Source organism: Polaribacter batillariae (assembly GCF_017498485.1).
In the GTDB taxonomy this organism is placed as follows: domain Bacteria; phylum Bacteroidota; class Bacteroidia; order Flavobacteriales; family Flavobacteriaceae; genus Polaribacter; species Polaribacter batillariae.
In genome coordinates this window covers 2,643,965-2,661,715 of sequence record NZ_CP071795.1, presented here as the reverse complement: position 1 = coordinate 2,661,715, position 17,751 = coordinate 2,643,965, and the positions used below count along the sequence as shown (strand labels likewise).

Here is a 17,751-nt window from a genome sequence, read left to right as displayed (position 1 = left end):
ATAATAATTCAACTAAAAAAAATCTTTCAATACAAAAGAAAAATAGTTACTTATTATACAATTAACACTTATGAAAAAACATGTTTTTAGTAGTTTTTTACTGCTGTTTCCTATCGTCTTTTTTGCGCAAAGCAATTTAAAAGGAAGAATTATGGACAAACAAAATCCTGAAAAAGAATTAGGAATTTCTGGCGCAACTGTCAATTGGTTAAACACTACAATTGGAGCTGTAACTGATGATAAAGGTTGGTTTACAATTCCTTATAAACCTGAATATAAAAAACTAGTTATAAGTTACCTTGGTTACAAAACAGATACAATTACCATTCGAAGTTTAAAAACGATTCGTTATTTTATAACTCCAGAAAGCGAACTCGAAGAAATTACCATAAAAAGTAAACGAGATGCAATTCAAAAATCATTATTTGCTACTGCAAATATGTTTACCGTAAATAACGACGAATTATTAAAAGCAGCCTGCTGTAATTTGGCAGAAAGTTTTGAAACAAATCCTAGTATAGATGTTAGTTTTTCTGATGCTTTAACAGGTACAAGACAAATACAAATGCTGGGTTTAAAAAGTCCGTATTTATTAATCACGCAAGAAAACGTGCCATCAGTTAGAGGTGCTGCACAAGCATTTGGTTTAACTTTTACACCAGGAACTTGGGTAGAAAGTATTCAAATTACAAAAGGCGCAGGAAGTGTTGTAAATGGTTTTGAAAGTATTTCTGGACAAATAAATGCAGAATTGGTAAAACCTTTTTCCGACAATAAATTCTTTTTAAATGCATACAGTTCTTTAAACGGACGCTTAGAATTGAACACGCATTTCAACGAAAAAATTTCTAATAAATGGCAATCAGGTTTATACATTCATGGAAATTATAGAGGAGAAAAATTCGACAATAACAACGATAATTTTTTAGACGCACCTTTAGCCAAACAGATAAATGTAATGAACCGTTGGCAATATACAGATGCTCAAAATGGTTGGGTAAGTTTTATTAATTTTCGTTATTTAGCTGACGAAAAACAAACAGGAGAACTCAATTTTAATCCTGAAACAGATAGAGGAACAACAAATGCTTGGGGAAGTGAAATTGACACAAAACGTTTTGAAACTTCAGCAAAATTAGGCTATGTTTTTCCTGAACTTCCTTTTCAAAGTTTTGGCTTTCAGTTGGCTTATAGCAATCATCAACAAGATTCTTATTTTGGATTGAACATGTATGATATTCAGCATGAAAGCATATATTCTAACTTACTCTTCAACTCGATAATTGGCGATACTAGAAACAAGTTTAAAACAGGCATTAGCTTTACGTATGATAAGTATGATGAACTTGTTGAAGTAGGTACTTTTAATGAAAACTTCAAAAGAAAAGAACAATCTTTTGGTGCATTTTTCGAATATGCATTCGATAATTTAGACGACTTTAGTTTTACTGCAGGATTGCGAGTAGATTCACATAATTTATTAGGCAATTTTATAACTCCAAGATTGCACTTGAGATATGTTCCTTGGAAAAATGGAGTTTTTCGAGCTTCTGCAGGAAGAGGAAAAAGAAGTGCGAATATTTTTGCTGAAAATCAGCAATTTTTTGCAAGTTCCAGACAAATTAATATAGATAATGTGGGTGGAAATATTTACGGAATAAACCCTGAAATTGCTTGGAACTATGGAATTTCTTACATGCAAAAGTTTAAATTATTTGAGAAAAAAGGAGACCTTACGTTCGATTTTTATAGAACCGATTTTAGCAACCAAATTGTGGTAGATTGGGAAAATCCGCAAGAAATTTCATTTTACGATTTAGACGGAAAAAGTATTGCTAATAGTTTTCAAGTTGAATTGTATTATCAATTAAGTAAAGGATTTAATTTAAGAACAGCTTACAAGTATTTTAATGTAACTACAGATTATAATAGCGGAAATTTACAGAAACCCATTCAGCCTAAAAATAGGTTTTTCGCGAATCTTTCTTATGAAACAATAGCAAAAGAAAATGGTGCTCAATGGAAGTTCGACGCGACTTTTAATCGTATTGGAAAACAGCGTTTGCCAAATACAAGTTCTAATCCAAGTCAATATCAATTGGCAGCATTCTCTAATCCTTTTCAACTACTAAATAGTCAGGTTACAAGAGTGTTTTCAAATAAATTTGAAGTGTATTTAGGTGCCGAAAATTTAACAAATGTTCAGCAAAAAAACCCTATTTTAGCAAGTGACAATCCTTTTGGCGTAAATTTTGATACCACAATTGTGTATTCGCCAATTTTTGGACGTGCATTTTATGCCGGTTTACGATTTAAAATTAATTAGTATGTCTGGTCGAGCGCAGTCGAGACCTTAATTTAAAAACAATCATAAAAAATGAAAAAAATAGTATTCATATTCAGTTTATTCTTACTTGGGTTTTCTGCACAAGCACAAAAAGAAGTAAAAAAGAAAAGAAACGCCAAAGTAACTTTTAAAGTAGATGGCATTTGTGGTATGTGTAAAAAGCGAATTGAAACTGCAGCTTTAAAAACCAAAGGCGTAAAATTTGCCATTTGGGATGTAAAATCGCATCAAATGAACCTAATTATGGACGAAAGAAAAACGGATGTAACCACAGTTCAAAAAAACATTATGGCTGTTGGCCATGATATTTTATTAGACAACGACAAAAAATTAGTTGCAAAAGACGAAGCTTATAATTCTGTACATCCTTGTTGTAAATACAGAGATCATAAGATTGTAGAAGATCATAATGGAGAGTTAAAAAAACAGTAGTTCTTTAAAAGATAAAACGATAAAATCTACGCAAATTGTGTGGATTTTTTTGTTAGAAAACCCCGAAAGAACACTAGAAAAATTATACTTTTGCCAATTATGAAAAAGTATTTAAGCCTACTTATTTTTTGTTTCATATTTTGTTTTAAAATCAACTCGCAAATAACTTTAACCAATAATGTTGGTGATGATATTAAATTCAAGGGTATGTTTTCTTGTTCAGAAACTGAATTTTGGGCAAGAGAATTTGTATTAAGTGATTTTGGAATTACTGAAAATCAAGAGTTTATAATAAAAAAAGGAAGTTTTGGTGTAAACTACTCCTACAGCGGTGCGTCATATCAATTTAATATTTATGAAATTGATGAGAATTTTCCGAATTCATTTGATGAGAGCAAGTTAATTGGTAGCAGTGAAATAGGCCGTATTCCATCTGCCTCTCATACTTCAAGGTTTGTTAATGTAACTTTTAAAAAACCAATTGTTGTTTCTAAACTAGTAAAGAGAATTCTCGTAGAAGTAAAAAAAACTGTAACCCCTGGAAACCTAGCCATAGCAATAGCTACAATTGCAGGCACGGATAAAGACAGGGGGTTTTCTTGGTATAAAGGGTGCGTAAATATTGGAAATGGCACTGGATACCAAGCCACCACAAATTTTAGCGAAGCTCTAAAAAGACCAAATGCACGGTTCTACATCACAGTTAACGGAGAAACAAAAACAATTTTCCCATTTGAAATCACAAACGATAATAATTGTGATAACAAAATCAATAATTTTAGTTTAACAAATCAATCAGAAATAAAATCTGTTGTTTGGAATTTTGATGACCCTACTTCTGGAACAAATAACACCTCAACTTCTATACATGTAAATCATCAATTTACAAATGCCGGCATTTATAACGTTACAGCAGAAGTTGTTCATACAGATAATACAAGTTATACAATTTCCAAGGAAATAGAAATTTTTGAATCGCCAAACATCAATTCTTCAGTCTCTTTAAAACAATGTGACAATAGCGATATTGATGGTTTTAGTTTTTTTAATTTAAACGAAGTTAAAGAAAAAATTATATCAAATTCAGAAGATTTTACGATTACTTTTCACGAAGAAAAAGTTGATGCCGAAAATAAAGGAACAGCAATTACCAACATTACAAATTATAAAAACGAACAAGTAAGTATCGATAAAATTTGGGCAAGAGTAGAAAACAGTAGTGGTTGTTTTGAAGTTAGCGAAGTGAATTTATTTGTTTCTACAACCCAAATACCAGCTACTTTATTAAAATCATATTACGAATGTGATAATGGTACAAATACAACTGATGGAATATCGACTTTTAATTTTAGTGATGTAACTAATGATGTTATCAATATTTTTCCAGCAAACCAAAAGCTTGATATTACTTATTACAGAAATGAAGATGATGCTTTAGCTGAGTTAAATAAAATTACAGATATTTCTAATTATCAAAATACAAGTTCCCCAAATCAGCAAAATATTTATATAAGAGTAGATAGCAAAATTGACAATTCTTGTTTAGGTTTGGGTGCGCATATTTCTTTAAATGTAGAAAGAGTTCCAATTGCAAATCCTATTACAATTAATCCTGAATGTGATAATGATAGAGATGGATTTTATGCTTTCGATACTTCAACAATAAATAGTACAATTATTGGAACACAAACCAATGTTACTGTTAGTTATTTCGATGAAAATAATATTCAACTTTCGAGTCCATTACCAAACCCATTTGTAACTAAATCTCAAAAAATTACAGCAAAAATAACCAATATTAATTCTAAAGATAAAGATGGAAAATGTACTGATGAAACTATAATCGATTTTGTTGTAAATACAGTTCCTATTGCGAACGCAATTGCTCCACAAGTACAATGTGATGATGATTTCGATGGCATTATTGGCTTTGATACATCAACAATACAAAACACAATCATAGGAAGTCAAACTGGCTTGGTTGTTAAATATTTTGATGAGAATAATAACGCTTTACCAAGTCCACTTCCAAATCCTTTTGTTACAAGTACACAAACTATAAAAGTTAGATTAGAAAACCCTATTTATGATGTATGTTTTGAGGAAACTACTGTCGATTTTATTGTACATCAAAAACCAGATTTTACACTAATTTCTGATGATATTATCTGTATGAATAACAATCCAAAATTAGAAATAAAAGCAGAGAACCCCACAGGAAATTATTCCTATACTTGGAGAGATAATAGTGATAATATTATTGGAAACACTGCCACTATCGACATTTTTAAAGGTGGAATTTACAGAGTGATTGCTACTTCACAAGAAGGGTGTAATTCAGACGAAAAAAGTATTTTCATTAAAGAATCTGGAGCTTCTACAATTACTATAAACGATATTGAAGTTAAAGATGATTCAGATAACAATTTTATCAAAATAAATACAGCTAATTTAGGTTTGGGCGATTACGAATTTCGCCTTTTAGACAAAGATTCTAACATTATTTTCAACTATCAAAACGAAACCTTGTTTGATAATTTAGAAGGTGGTGTGTACATTTTAGAACTAAATGATAAAAATGGTTGTGGCTCAGTCCCTTTTGAAATTGCGCTTATAAGTTTTCCAGAATTCTTTACACCAAATGGCGATAATAAAAATGATTACTGGCAAATAAAAGGAATCGATAAAAGTTTCTACAAAAGCGGAATTATCTCTATTTTCAATAGATACGGAAACAAAATAACTGATTTTACGATAAATGATATGGGTTGGGATGGAACTTACAATGGAAAAATATTAGCATCTAGTGATTTTTGGTTTCGAGTAGTTTTGGTAAATCAAAATGATGAAGTAAAAACCAGAACTGGTAATTTTAGTTTACTTAGAAAATAATTTCTCCCCTCCAATCGTCAATAATTCATCCCATTGAGTTGTAAATCTCTGGCTTCTGTGTTCTTTAATTAACGCCCATTCTTTTTCGCGATTGCCAACAGTTGCGAGTTTTACTTTATTTTTACCAAACTTACTGTTTAATGCGTCAATAACTTCAGTCAGTTTTGGTGATTCACTTTTTTGAGGTTGATAAAATAAATTCGTCTGAATATCTGTATCTGGTATCAAACCAAACAAGTTCACACCTACTTTTTTGTAACGAAACCCTGGCTTAAAAATGGCTTTCAATCCTTTTAAAGCTTCTTGTGTTAATTTTATAGTACTATTTGTAGGAACCTCTAACGTGATGATAATTTTATTACGATATTGATTATCAATATTACTAAACGAATTTGTGGTTAAAAAAACCTCAATATACTTGGCTACTGAGTTTTGTTGACGCAATAAATCTGCAACTTCTGCAACATAAAAACTGGTTGCTTCAGAAATTAAACTGTAATCTGCTAATTTTTTTCCGAAAGATTTTGCAGTACCAATTCCCTTTTTTTTATCAACTTGTACCACCATTTCATGGCAAGGAAAATTATTTAGCTCTCTCCACAAACGCTCACCAACCACTGTCAATTCTTTACGAACCCAAGCCAAATTTGTGTTTGCGAAATCCAAAGCTGTTTTTGCGCCTGTATTTTCTACGCGAACTGTGTGCTTTCTTCCAATTCCCCAGATATCTTTTACCTTAAAATAATGCAACATTGCTATTCGCTTTGCTTCATTTTCTACAGTATAAACACCATTGTTCTCAGCTACTTTTTTAGCAAATTTATTTGCCATTTTAGACAATGATTTTGTTTTCGCAACCCCTACTCCAACAGGAATTCCCGTGTTTTTATGAACTCTTTCTTTAATTCTATGAGCGATTTCATCCAGTTCATCAATAGGATAATGAGATAAATCCACAAAACTTTCATCAATACTATATTCTTCTACAATTGGCGAAAATTCTCTTAAAGTGTCCATAACACGTTGAGACATATCTGCATACAAGGTGTAGTTTGATGAAAAACAGGTAACGTTATTGGCTTTTAAAATATTTTTTATTTTAAAAACAGGCTGAAACATAGGAATGTGAGCCAACGCTTTTGCTTCTTTATTGGCAGCAATTACACAACCATCGTTATTACTTAAAATTACAACAGGTTTTTCTTGTAAATCGGGTCTAAAAACTTGTTCGCAAGAAGCATAAAAGCTATTGCAATCTACTAAAGCTATCATGATTATTAATCAATAAAAGTTTTTTTAAACCCTTTACGCTCTTCTAGTTCTTTTATAGATTCCAATAAAATCTTCCCATTTTTCCCAAATAATAAATAAGCTGTTTCTTTTAAAGAATCATCTTCTTTTTTTTGAAAAAAAATTAACCAATTCTTAATCTTAATTTTTTTAAAAAACATGTTTCGTAACATCATAAAGTAGATTTTATAATATAGGTAACCACTCCCCAAAGTTGAAGCTCTTCTTTAGAGTTGGAATCTATTCTATTAATTTGAAAACAGCCTTCTTGCACAACCACTGCTAACTGATTGTTTTTGGGTGTGAGCGATTTATCTATAATTAAAACATCTTTCTCAAAAATTTCGAATTCGCTAAAACTATTGTCTGCAACTCGCACATAAAAAGTGGCTGACGGATTTTCGATTAAAGCATCGTTTAAATCGATTCTTGGCTCTGTATAATGTGTGGCAGGGCTAGCAAAACCCGTTTGATTTGGGCGTGCAACTCTGTAGCTTTTTTTTCGTTTTTTTCACTAATTTTACGTCTCCCTGTTTCACACCTTAAAATTACGAGAAAAAAAATACACTATTGCTAATTTTTGAAAACTAATTCACAATTTTTAATTTTCTAGTACCATGTAATTTAAAACGCCCCTTTTAAAATCTCTAAAAACCAATCTCTATCAATTTCTTTTGCTCCTAAACTTGCCAGATGATCGTTATAAATTTGGCAGTCTATTAATTGATAATTCTTTTGGGTCGCCAAATAAATAAACGCCAACTTAGAAGCATTGGAAACATGGCTAAACATACTTTCTCCACAAAAAACATTGTTGATTTCTACTCCGTACAAACCGCCTATTAATTTTCTGTAAGATGTTGTACTGTCGAAATCTTGCCAAACTTCAATAGATTTTGCAACCCCTTTTTTGTGTAAGTTGATGTATGCTTGCTCCATATCGTCGGTAATCCAGGTACCAAAACCATCTTTTCTTTCGATATTCTTACAATGGTAAATTACCGCTTTAAAAGCAGTATTTTCTGTGATTGTAAACTTACCTTTTTTTAAAATTTTTCGCATCGACTTAGAAATTTTTATTTCCTCTGGAAACAAAACCATTCTTTCATGCGGGCAATACCACACAATAGGTTCTCCTTCCGAAAACCAAGGAAAAATTCCGTTTTTGTACGCAAAAATTAATCTTTCTTCACTCAAATCTCCTCCCAAAGCAATAATACCTTCTTTGGAAGTGAGTTCGTAAGGCGGAAAAACTATTTTATCTGTGAGCCACATTAACATAAAACCCTTTAAATATTAGGCGAATTTAAAGAAATCTTAAAAAATAGTTAATGTAAAATTCTACTATCTTTTTATTTATAATTTGTTTCTATTTTTGTAGCTTCACAAAAACAAATGTTTCTTGGAAAAAAAGCAAAAAAAAAGAAAGAAAAAAACGGCATTTATAGGAAAAAGGCTCCATGTTTATTATGGTAGAACTGGTTTTTATCTATTCGTTTGGGAAAGTGTAAAAAAAGCATTTATCCCGATTGTTTTGGTGGTTTTAGGTTTGTTTTTATTCAACAAATATGTATATAATATTAACGAAGGGTTAGAAACCATTACAGAAACGTTTTCTAGACTAGGTATTTTAGTTACTTTCTTTATTTCTGAAACACTTTTAGGATTAATTCCGCCAGAAATTTTTATTGCTTGGACCAAAAAAACAAATGAACCTATTTTAAATTTATCGCTTCTAGCTTTACTTTCTTATTTTGGGGGGTTGATTTCTTATTTCTTAGGAAGACTAACGCTAAAAATACATTCGGTAAAAGTTTATTTAGAAGTTAAAATGGCTGCAAATTTAAAAAACACTCGAAAATGGGGTGGTTTTTTAATTTTAGTAGGTGCATTACTACCTCTACCTTTTTCTATTGCGTGTTTAGCTGCTGGTATGATTAAGTATTCTTTTAAAAATGTCGTATTTTTTGGGTTGTTTCGTCTTTTACGATTTGCGATTTATGGATGGGCAATTTTTAAAGTAGTTACATAAAAAGTATATTTGCAGTATGGGTTTAACAAATAATGATATTTTAAAAAAATTACGTGTCGCACATAAATTGCGTGATACAGATATTGTAGAAATTTGTGCTTTGGTAGATTTTAAAGTTTCTAAGGCAGAGTTAGGTGCGCTTTTTAGAAGCGAAGACCATGATAAATATGTAGAGTGTGGAGACCAAATTTTACGTAATTTTTTAAACGGTTTAATTATTCATTTACGCGGTCCAATGCCCAAAAAGGGAGAAAAGAAGTAGTTGGAAGTTGGATAATAAATTTTAAAAATATAATTGCATAAAAAAAGAGTGTAAATTAAATTTACACTCTTTTTTGTCTTAATTCTTAATTCTTAATTCTCGATTCTTGATTCTTGATTCTAAAAATCTTAATTCTTTTTTAAAACGGTAAATCGTCTGGTTCTGCATCAGAAACATTCGATGCTTGTTGAAATTGATCTACTGGAGGTAAATTTCCTTGGTTTGGTGCAGATTGAGATAAATTCTCGATTCTCCAACCTTGTATAGAATTAAAATACTTCGCTTCACCTTGTGGGTTAATCCACTCTCTACCTCTTAAATTAATAGAAACTTTTACATCTTGCCCAACAGCGTAATTGTTTAATAAATCGCACTTATCTTGTATAAATTCAATCATTATCATTTGCGGATATTGCTCGTCTGTAGTAACTACTAATTCTCTTTTTCTAAATCCGTTAGAACCAAATGTTTGTACATCTCCAATTAACTTAATTTTACCAATAACTTCCATAATATAAACCTTAACTATTTAATTAAAAGCACTTTCCAAGCACTTTCTACATCATTTTTTTCTAAAAACTCTTGCGCAAATGTATGTTTTTTTGTGGTTTCTAGCCCAATAAACTGCGGATGTTCTTTTGCAAAGTTATCAACATTTTTTTCATTGGGCAGTTCTTCTACATTCCCTAACATTCCTAAATTATTACCTGTTAAAATGGTGCTATTTCTTATTTCTACAGGAATTGCATCTACTCCAATACCTAAAGTAGTAATTGGTTTCGGGATTTCGAAAAAACCATCTTTGGCTCTAGAATAATAACTTCCTCCTGCTCTTGCCACCAAATCTATTTTATGTTGGTCGATTGCACCATTTGCATCTAAAACAGTTTCAGAAATATGAATTTTTACCACTTCACAAACAATTAAATTTCCTGCTCCACCTTTATCTCCCGTAAAAATAACATCATTTACTTTGCACTCGAATTGCACTGGAGATTCTGCAACTCTAAAAGGTTTTATTTTGTCGGATTTTAGCATCGTAAGCCCTGCTTTTTCGAACTCATTTACGCCTTTCGGATATTCTGTAGAACTTAAAGACATTTGTTGTACAATGCTATAATTTACCATATTTATAACCACTTCTTTGGTTGCTAATGCATTTTCTAAGGTATGTTTTGTGGTATTGTCTCGAACTCTTCTGGCTGGAGAAAAAACCATAATTGGCGGATTGGAACCAAACACATTAAAAAAGCTAAAAGGCGATAGATTTGCGTTTCCATTTTTGTCTATTGTACTTGCAAACGCAATAGGTCTTGGGGCAACTGCCCCTAATAAATAACCATGTAATTGGCCTGTTGAAATTTCTTTTGGATCTATACTTAGCATATTAAATTAAAACTTTAGAGTGTCTGTTCGAGCGCAGTGGAGAACTAAAACCTTTCGACTGCGCTCAAGGAGACATTTAGTTTATAAAAATTGTTTTGTAAAGATACTATCAAAATCGCAAATGAGTTATATAGAGAAACCTTTATATTTGTTTTAATGAAATTTACAACCAACACGCTTTTCTTTAAAAGAACTGCAATTCTTATTTCTATTGCGATTGTTTCTTTAATTCTTTGGAATACTTATGTGTTTTTTCAGAATTTTAAACAAGAAGAGCGTTCTAAAATGGAAATTTTTGCTGCAGCTATTAAAGAATTTGCTACAAACCCAAATTTAGACGATAGTTTTTATATCGAAGGAATGATTATTGAAAACAACACCAATATTCCTTCTATTTTGGTAGATGAAAACGGAAACATTTCTTCTTGGCAAAATTTAGATTCTGTAAAAGCCAAAAAACCTGAGTATCTACAGGCACAGTTAGAAAAAATGAAGAAAGAGAATACCCCAATTGTAATTCGTATTTCTAACGATAAAACAAATAAAGTTTACTATAGAGATTCCGATTTATTAAAAAGGCTTACCTACTACCCGCTTGCACTTATTTTAATCTTATTTCTTTTTTTAAGTGTTATTTATTTATTCTACAGCTCTAATAAAATTGCTGAAACTAATAAATTATGGACAGGAATGGCGAAAGAAACTGCCCATCAAATTGGCACACCATTGTCTTCTTTATTAGGTTGGATTGCCATTTTAAAAATGGAAAAAGTAGATGATAAATATGTCGAAGAAATAGAAAAAGATGTTCATCGATTAAACACCATTGCCAACCGTTTTTCTAAAATTGGTTCTATTCCAGAATTAAAAAAACAAAATATTGTAGCAGTTACAAAAACTGCTTTCGATTATTTAGAGTCTAGAAGTTCGAAACAAATAACTTTTGCTTTTTTAGCTACAGAAAAAGAATTATTCGCAAACATAAATACCGAATTATTTGGTTGGGTAATCGAAAATTTAATTAAAAATGCCATTGATGCTATGTTAGGAAAAGGAGAGCTAAAACTAGCCATCGAAACCAAACAGCAGAAAATAAAAATTACAATTACAGATACTGGAAAAGGAATACCAAAAAAACTTTTTAAACAAATTTTTAAACCTGGCTTTACCACTAAAAAACGTGGCTGGGGCTTGGGTTTATCGCTTTCTAAACGTATTGTAGAAGATTATCATAAAGGAAAAATATTTGTGCAGAAATCGGAAATTGGAAAAGGAACTACTTTTCAAGTATTATTGGATAGGGTTTAGTTAGAAAAAAATAACCCTACAATTTATCAATTTATAAGAATCTTATAATCATTATTTTATAAGTGATTATATGTGTTTGAGATGCTTACAGCATAACAATGTTAAGGAAATTTTTGCTAAAATATTTAGGGATTCTTGCTAAAATTCAGCAGCAATTTTTTCAGCCAAAGCAACAAATTCTTCATTCGTTAGCTTTATTTTTTTATTGAATTGAATATCTGCCATATCATTTAATGGAATTAAATGCACATGCACATGAGGTACTTCCAATCCAATAACACTCATTCCTACTCTTTTACAAGGCATCGCTTTTTCAATCGCTTTTGCAACATCGTAAGAGAAATCCATTAAGTTTTTATATTCGTCTTTAGACAAATCAAAAATCTTATTTTCTTCCTTTTTTGGAACTACTAAAGTGTGCCCTTTTGCATTGGGGTTGATGTCTAAAAAAGCAATAAAATCGTTGTTTTCTGCAACTTTATAACTTGGTATTTCTCCTGTAATTATTTTTGTGAATATGCTCATTTTTTTCAGTATTCAGTTCTCAGTCAGTCTTTTGTCCTTTTCAGTCCTAAATCTTACCTCTTTTTTTAAAAACTATCTCGAAATCTCAATAATTTCAAACTTCATAATTCCATTTGGAACCTGAATTTCTGCAATTTCACCAACTTTTTTTCCTAACAACCCTTTTCCAATAGGAGAATTTACAGATAATTTTCCGTTTCTAACGTCCGTTTCAGAATCAGCCACCAATCTATATTTCATTTCCATTCCGTTTGTAATATTTTTAATAACTACGTTCGAATGAATTAAGATTTTAGATGTATCTAACTGAGATTCGTCTAAAATACGTGCATTAGCAATTACATTTTTTAATTTTGCGATCTTGGTTTCTAAATGAGATTGTTCTTCTTTTGCTGCATGGTATTCTGCATTTTCACTTAAATCTCCTTTATCTCTTGCATCTGCAATTTCTTGCGTTACTCTTGGTCGTTCTACTTGTTCTAATTGAACCAATTCATCCTTCAATTTTTTTAATCCTTCAGGTGAATAGTAAGATATATCACTCATTATTATACTATTTAAAATTATACCCTTTTCTAGTACTAATACAATTTTACAAGAAAAGGCAAATAAAAATTGTTTAATCGTAATCCACTTTTAAGGGATTAAATTTAAAAATCTCATTACCTTCACAGGAATGAGATTGTAGATTACAAATGTACAAAATATTTGTAACTTGCCATCGTTCTTAAAGTATCAACAAATTTATATGTCTCAAAAAGTATTTATTTTTATATCGATTTTATTCCTTTCGAGTTGTTCTAAGAACACTCCAATAGAAAACTGTTTATTAAATTTTCCTGTAAATATAACCACAGATTTAAACAATCCGCAATTAATTAACGCTCAAACTCCTGGAGGTTTTGCAGAACTCTCTGGAGGTGCAAAAGGCATTTTATTATTCAACATAAATGGTAGCAAGTTTGTTGCTTACGACAGAATTTGCCCAAATACAGATTGTAGTGCTCCAATGAGTTTCGAAAAAGGCTTGGTTTTAAAATGTAGCTGCGACAATAGTGAGTATAGTGTTCATTTTGGTGGTGCTCCGCAAACAGATGGCTCTCCATGTCCTGCAAGAGAATATCGTGTTACAAAAAATGGTTCTGTAATTCGTATCAGTAATTTTTAGTGAAAATGATTTGAGTTGTGTATTTTTGCTGAAACACAACAATTTTTATCGTGAAAAACTATTTTTCTTCAGACTTTAAATTAGGAGTTCTAGGTGGTGGTCAACTAGGAAGAATGCTACTGGCAGAAACGCAAAAATTCGACATACATACTTCTATTTTAGAGAGTAATAAAAATGCACCCTGTGCAGCAATTTGCAACAAATTTGTACTTGGAGATTTATTAGATTTTAATGCTGTTTACAACTTCGGAAAAACCGTAGATTTATTAACCATAGAAATAGAAAATGTAAATTTAGATGCCTTAGACAAGCTAGAGAAAGAAGGTTTAACGATTTACCCGAAACCGAAAGATTTGCGCATCATTCAAAGTAAAGCAAGGCAGAAGAACTTTTATATAGATCATAAAATTCCGACTGCAGAATTTTCTCATTACGCATATTTAGAAGAATTAAAACATTCTTTCGAAAACAATATCATCGATTTTCCTTTTGTGTGGAAAGCCGCACGTTTTGGGTATGATGGAAATGGCGTAAAAATCGTTCGAAATTTCGAAGACTTAAAAAACTTGCCAAATGTTGAGTGTATTACCGAAAAACTAGTTCCTTTTAAAAACGAATTGGCGGTTATTGTTGCAAGAAATGCCAATGGAGAAACAACCACATATCCTGTAGTAGAAATGGAGTTTCATCCAGAAGCAAACCAAGTAGAATACGTTATTTGCCCTGCAAGAATAGATGCAAATGTTGCAAAAAAAGCAAGAGAAACTGCTTTAAAAGTAGTAAGCGAGTTAGATTTTGTAGGCTTATTGGCTGTTGAAATGTTTCAAACTACAGACGATAAAATTTTAGTAAACGAAGTCGCTCCAAGACCTCATAATTCTGGCCATTATTCTATTGAAGCCAGTTATACCAATCAGTTCGAACAACATTTACGAAGCATTTTAAACCTTCCTTTAGGAAATACAGAAAGTAAAGTTGCAGGAATTATGGTAAATTTAGTCGGCTCAGAAGGTTGTTCTGGTAAGGTTATTTACCAAAACATAGAAGAAATTTTAAAAATAGACGGAGTTACACCACACATTTACGGAAAAAAAGAAACACGTCCTTTTCGTAAAATGGGGCATGTAACTATTGTTGATGAAAATATAGAGAAAGCAAGAGAAATTGCGCAAAAAGTAAAAGAAACAATTCGAGTAATAAGTAAATAATTATGGTAGGAATAATAATGGGAAGCGATTCAGATCTTCCAATAATGGAAGAAGCAATCGATATTTTAGAGAGTTTAGATATTCAAATAGAAGTAGATATTGTATCTGCTCACAGAACTCCAGAAAAATTAGTAGATTATTCTAAAAATGCCCATTTACGTGGTATTCAAGTAATAATTGCTGGTGCTGGAGGTGCAGCACATTTACCAGGAATGGTGGCTTCTATGAGCCCTTTGCCAGTTATTGGTGTTCCTATAAAAAGTAGAAATTCTATAGATGGTTGGGATTCTGTTCTATCGATTTTACAAATGCCAGGAGGTGTTCCTGTAGCAACTGTTGCTTTAGATGGTGCAAAAAATGCAGGTATTTTGGCAGCCCAAATCATTGGCGCTTCAGACAAATGTGTTTTAGATAAAATAATCGCTTATAAAGAAGGTTTAAAACTGAAAGTTGAAAAAGCTTCTGAAAACGTAAAAAGATAAGTACCTTCGCACAATATTAAAGACCTCACAGATTTTTTATTTGTGAGGTTTCTTTAATTTTTTAAACAAATTTTTCATGACTAAAAACCCACTTTTACAAGATTTTAATACGGCTCCTTTTTCTAAAATTACAAACGAGCATTATAAACCCGCTATAAAAAAAGCCATAGAAATTGCAAAAAACGAAATACATGCAATTGTTAAAAACACAGAAAAACCAACTTTCGAAAATACTACAGTTGCTTTAGATTTTACTGGCGAAAAATTAAATAGAATTACCAGTATTTTCTTTAATTTAAACTCTGCAGAAACCAATGACGAAATTCAAAAAATAGCGCAAGAAGTTTCTCCTTGGTTAAGTGAATTTAAAAACGATATTACTTTAAATGAAGCACTTTTTAAAAGAGTAAAAGAGGTCTTTAATGCTAAAGAAAGTTTAGAGTTAACACCAGAGCAAGAAATGTTGTTAGACAAACAATACAAAAGTTTTGCAAGAAATGGTGCGAATTTAAACGAAAGTGATAAAGCAGAACTCCGAAAAATAGACACCCAATTATCTAAACTATCTTTACAATTTGGTGAAAATGTTTTGGCAGAAACCAATGCGTTTGAAATGCATTTAACAAATGAAAAAGATCTTGCTGGATTGCCAGATTCTGCCAAAGAAGCTGCAAAACAACTGGCTAATGAAAAAGGCAAAGAAGGATGGATATTTACACTAGATTACCCAAGTTACATCCCTTTTATGACCTATGCAGATAATAGAGAACTACGTAAAAAGTTGGCAATTACAGCCGGTAAAAAAGGTTTTCAAAATAATAAAAACAACAACGAACAAATTGTTTTAGACATTGTAAAACTGCGCCATAAAAGAGCCCATTTATTGGGCTATAAAACACATGCACATTTTGTTTTAGAAGAAAGAATGGCAGAAACACCTAAAAAAGTACTCGATTTTTCGAAAGAATTGCTAGAAAAAGCAAAACCTGCTGCTAAAAAAGAATTTGAAAAATTAGAAAAATACGCCAAAAAATTAGATGGAATAGACCAACTTCAAAAATGGGATGGTGCCTATTATTCAGAAAAATTAAAAAAAGAAATTTTTAATTTAGACCAAGAAATTTTAAAACCCTATTTTAAATTAGAAAATGTAATTAATGGTGTGTTTAAAATTGCAAATCGTTTGTACGACTTGCAGTTCGAAGAAGTTTTTAACATCGATAAATATCACGAAGATGTAAAAACCTACAATGTAACCGATACAAATGGCAATTTTATAGCCGTTTTTTATGCCGATTTTCATCCAAGAAAAGGCAAACGAAATGGTGCTTGGATGACGTCTTACAAACCTCAGCAAGTTAAAAACGGCGTAAATGAAAGACCTCATGTTTCTATCGTATGTAATTTTACAAAACCCACACCAACAAAACCATCGCTTTTAACTTTTAATGAGGTAACTACACTGTTTCACGAATTCGGGCATGCGCTACATGGCATGTTGGCCAATACAACTTACAATAGTTTGTCTGGAACTTCGGTTTCTTGGGATTTTGTAGAACTACCAAGTCAGGTTTTAGAAAATTGGTGTTACGAAAAAGAAGCTTTAGAAATCTTTGCAAAACACTACAAAACAGGAGAAATAATTCCTATGAAATATGTAGAAAAAATAAAAGAATCTGCAAGTTTTCATGAAGGAATGCAAACACTTCGTCAATTAAGTTTTGGTTTGTTAGATATGAGTTGGCATAGCACCAACCCATCTGAAATAAAAAATGTTAAAGATTTTGAAAACAAAGCTTTTGCAGCAACAGAATTATACCCAGATGTTGCAGAAAATGCAATGAGCACTGCTTTTTCGCATATTTTTCAAGGTGGATATTCTGCTGGATATTATTCTTATAAATGGGCAGAAGTTTTAGATGCAGATGCTTTTGAATACTTTTTAGAAGAAGGAATTTTTAACAAAAAAGTAGCGACCAAATTTAAAGAAAACGTACTTTCTAAGGGAGGCACAGAAAAACCAATGATTTTATACAAGCGTTTTAGAGGAAAAGAACCCAAACCAGATGCTTTGTTAAAAAGAGCAGGGTTGGTTTAATCGAAAAGAAATCCTCGAGGTTCTGCCTCAGGGTTTCCTTTTTTGAAAACAGGAATCTAAATACAGTATTTGGGTTGCCCTTTTTAAGTGAAAATAAAAGCCGCGAAATACCTCTCTGGTTCTTCTTCGAGGATTGTTGGTTTTAAGAAATTCTTTATTTGTCCGTTTTTTTAGTTGGTTTACCTAACTATATAAAAGACTGCCAATTACCTTACTTAATGCTAAAAACACTTATTTTTTTATTGCTAAATAAACGTTAAACTGTTGTTATTGCAAAAAGCTTCACGTCTTTTATGCTTAATTTTGCCTATAATTTAATCA

At 31.3% G+C, this 17,751-nt stretch carries 17 protein-coding genes and 1 pseudogene; 10 read left to right on the top strand and 8 right to left on the bottom strand.

Features of this window, described 5'->3' with window-relative positions; all coding sequences use genetic code 11:
• The first annotated feature begins 70 nt into the window (after positions 1–70).
• The 3 genes from JL193_RS11780 (at position 71) to JL193_RS11770 (ending at position 5,671) form a co-directional block, all read left to right on the top strand.
• Positions 71–2,326: a TonB-dependent receptor gene (locus JL193_RS11780; protein ID WP_207970989.1), complete on the top strand. Its 2,256-nt coding sequence runs from the start codon at positions 71–73 to the stop codon at positions 2,324–2,326.
• A gap of 51 nt (positions 2,327–2,377) precedes the next feature.
• Positions 2,378–2,779: a heavy-metal-associated domain-containing protein gene (locus JL193_RS11775; protein ID WP_207970988.1), complete on the top strand. Its 402-nt coding sequence runs from the start codon at positions 2,378–2,380 to the stop codon at positions 2,777–2,779.
• Between the two features lie 207 nt (positions 2,780–2,986).
• Positions 2,987–5,671 carry an FIDD domain-containing protein gene (locus JL193_RS11770; RefSeq protein ID WP_207970987.1) on the top strand — a complete coding sequence of 895 codons (2,685 nt, stop codon included), beginning with the start codon at positions 2,987–2,989 and terminating at the stop codon, positions 5,669–5,671.
• Here the strand turns inward: JL193_RS11770 and JL193_RS11765 are convergent.
• The 4 genes and pseudogenes from JL193_RS11765 to aat form a co-directional block, all read right to left on the bottom strand.
• Entirely contained in the window at positions 5,657–6,943 is a 1,287-nt protein-coding gene (locus tag JL193_RS11765; RefSeq protein ID WP_207970986.1) for a Y-family DNA polymerase, read from the bottom strand. The genes JL193_RS11770 and JL193_RS11765 overlap by 15 nt on opposite strands.
• 5 nt (positions 6,944–6,948) lie before the next feature.
• On the bottom strand, positions 6,949–7,122 hold the full coding sequence (locus JL193_RS11760) for a type II toxin-antitoxin system Phd/YefM family antitoxin (protein ID WP_207970985.1): 174 nt from the start codon (positions 7,120–7,122) through the stop codon (positions 6,949–6,951).
• An 11-nt stretch (positions 7,123–7,133) separates the two neighbouring features.
• Positions 7,134–7,421, bottom strand: a pseudogene (locus JL193_RS11755) (S24 family peptidase); the annotation flags it as partial.
• Between the two features lie 164 nt (positions 7,422–7,585).
• Positions 7,586–8,242 carry a leucyl/phenylalanyl-tRNA--protein transferase gene (gene aat / locus JL193_RS11750; protein WP_207970983.1) on the bottom strand — a complete coding sequence of 219 codons (657 nt, stop codon included), beginning with the start codon at positions 8,240–8,242 and terminating at the stop codon, positions 7,586–7,588.
• A 121-nt stretch (positions 8,243–8,363) separates the two neighbouring features.
• Between aat and JL193_RS11745 the strand changes: the two genes are divergently transcribed.
• Both JL193_RS11745 and JL193_RS11740 read left to right on the top strand, forming a co-directional pair.
• Complete coding sequence (locus tag JL193_RS11745; RefSeq protein ID WP_207970982.1) at positions 8,364–8,993, top strand: YqaA family protein; 630 nt, start codon at positions 8,364–8,366, stop codon at positions 8,991–8,993.
• Positions 8,994–9,009: 16 nt separating this feature from the next.
• Complete coding sequence (locus JL193_RS11740) at positions 9,010–9,255, top strand: DUF1456 family protein (protein ID WP_088353882.1); 246 nt, start codon at positions 9,010–9,012, stop codon at positions 9,253–9,255.
• A gap of 139 nt (positions 9,256–9,394) precedes the next feature.
• Here JL193_RS11740 and JL193_RS11735 read toward each other — a convergent pair whose 3' ends face one another.
• Positions 9,395–9,766, bottom strand: coding sequence for a DUF3127 domain-containing protein (locus JL193_RS11735; protein ID WP_207970981.1), 372 nt, complete (start codon positions 9,764–9,766; stop codon positions 9,395–9,397).
• A gap of 14 nt (positions 9,767–9,780) precedes the next feature.
• Positions 9,781–10,641: a flavin reductase family protein gene (locus JL193_RS11730; protein WP_207970980.1), complete on the bottom strand. Its 861-nt coding sequence runs from the start codon at positions 10,639–10,641 to the stop codon at positions 9,781–9,783.
• 156 nt (positions 10,642–10,797) lie between these two features.
• Between JL193_RS11730 and JL193_RS11725 the strand changes: the two genes are divergently transcribed.
• Positions 10,798–11,949 carry a sensor histidine kinase gene (locus JL193_RS11725; protein ID WP_207970979.1) on the top strand — a complete coding sequence of 384 codons (1,152 nt, stop codon included), beginning with the start codon at positions 10,798–10,800 and terminating at the stop codon, positions 11,947–11,949.
• A gap of 138 nt (positions 11,950–12,087) precedes the next feature.
• Here JL193_RS11725 and JL193_RS11720 read toward each other — a convergent pair whose 3' ends face one another.
• Together JL193_RS11720 and greA are read right to left on the bottom strand one after the other, a co-directional pair.
• Positions 12,088–12,474, bottom strand: a complete 387-nt coding sequence (locus tag JL193_RS11720) for an HIT family protein (RefSeq protein WP_207970978.1) — start codon at positions 12,472–12,474, stop codon at positions 12,088–12,090.
• A gap of 72 nt (positions 12,475–12,546) precedes the next feature.
• Positions 12,547–13,020, bottom strand: coding sequence for a transcription elongation factor GreA (gene greA / locus JL193_RS11715; protein ID WP_207970977.1), 474 nt, complete (start codon positions 13,018–13,020; stop codon positions 12,547–12,549).
• A gap of 202 nt (positions 13,021–13,222) precedes the next feature.
• On the opposite strand from greA, the gene JL193_RS11710 reads away from it, so the two are divergent.
• The 4 genes from JL193_RS11710 (at position 13,223) to JL193_RS11695 (ending at position 17,430) form a co-directional block, all read left to right on the top strand.
• On the top strand, positions 13,223–13,642 hold the full coding sequence (locus JL193_RS11710) for a Rieske (2Fe-2S) protein (protein WP_207970976.1): 420 nt from the start codon (positions 13,223–13,225) through the stop codon (positions 13,640–13,642).
• A 50-nt stretch (positions 13,643–13,692) separates the two neighbouring features.
• Complete coding sequence (locus JL193_RS11705) at positions 13,693–14,850, top strand: 5-(carboxyamino)imidazole ribonucleotide synthase (protein ID WP_207970975.1); 1,158 nt, start codon at positions 13,693–13,695, stop codon at positions 14,848–14,850.
• Positions 14,851–14,852: 2 nt separating this feature from the next.
• A complete protein-coding gene (gene purE, locus JL193_RS11700) occupies positions 14,853–15,332 on the top strand; it encodes a 5-(carboxyamino)imidazole ribonucleotide mutase (RefSeq protein ID WP_207970974.1) in 480 nt (159 codons plus the stop codon).
• A 76-nt stretch (positions 15,333–15,408) separates the two neighbouring features.
• Positions 15,409–17,430 carry a M3 family metallopeptidase gene (locus tag JL193_RS11695; protein WP_207970973.1) on the top strand — a complete coding sequence of 674 codons (2,022 nt, stop codon included), beginning with the start codon at positions 15,409–15,411 and terminating at the stop codon, positions 17,428–17,430.
• Positions 17,431–17,751 lie beyond the last annotated feature (321 nt).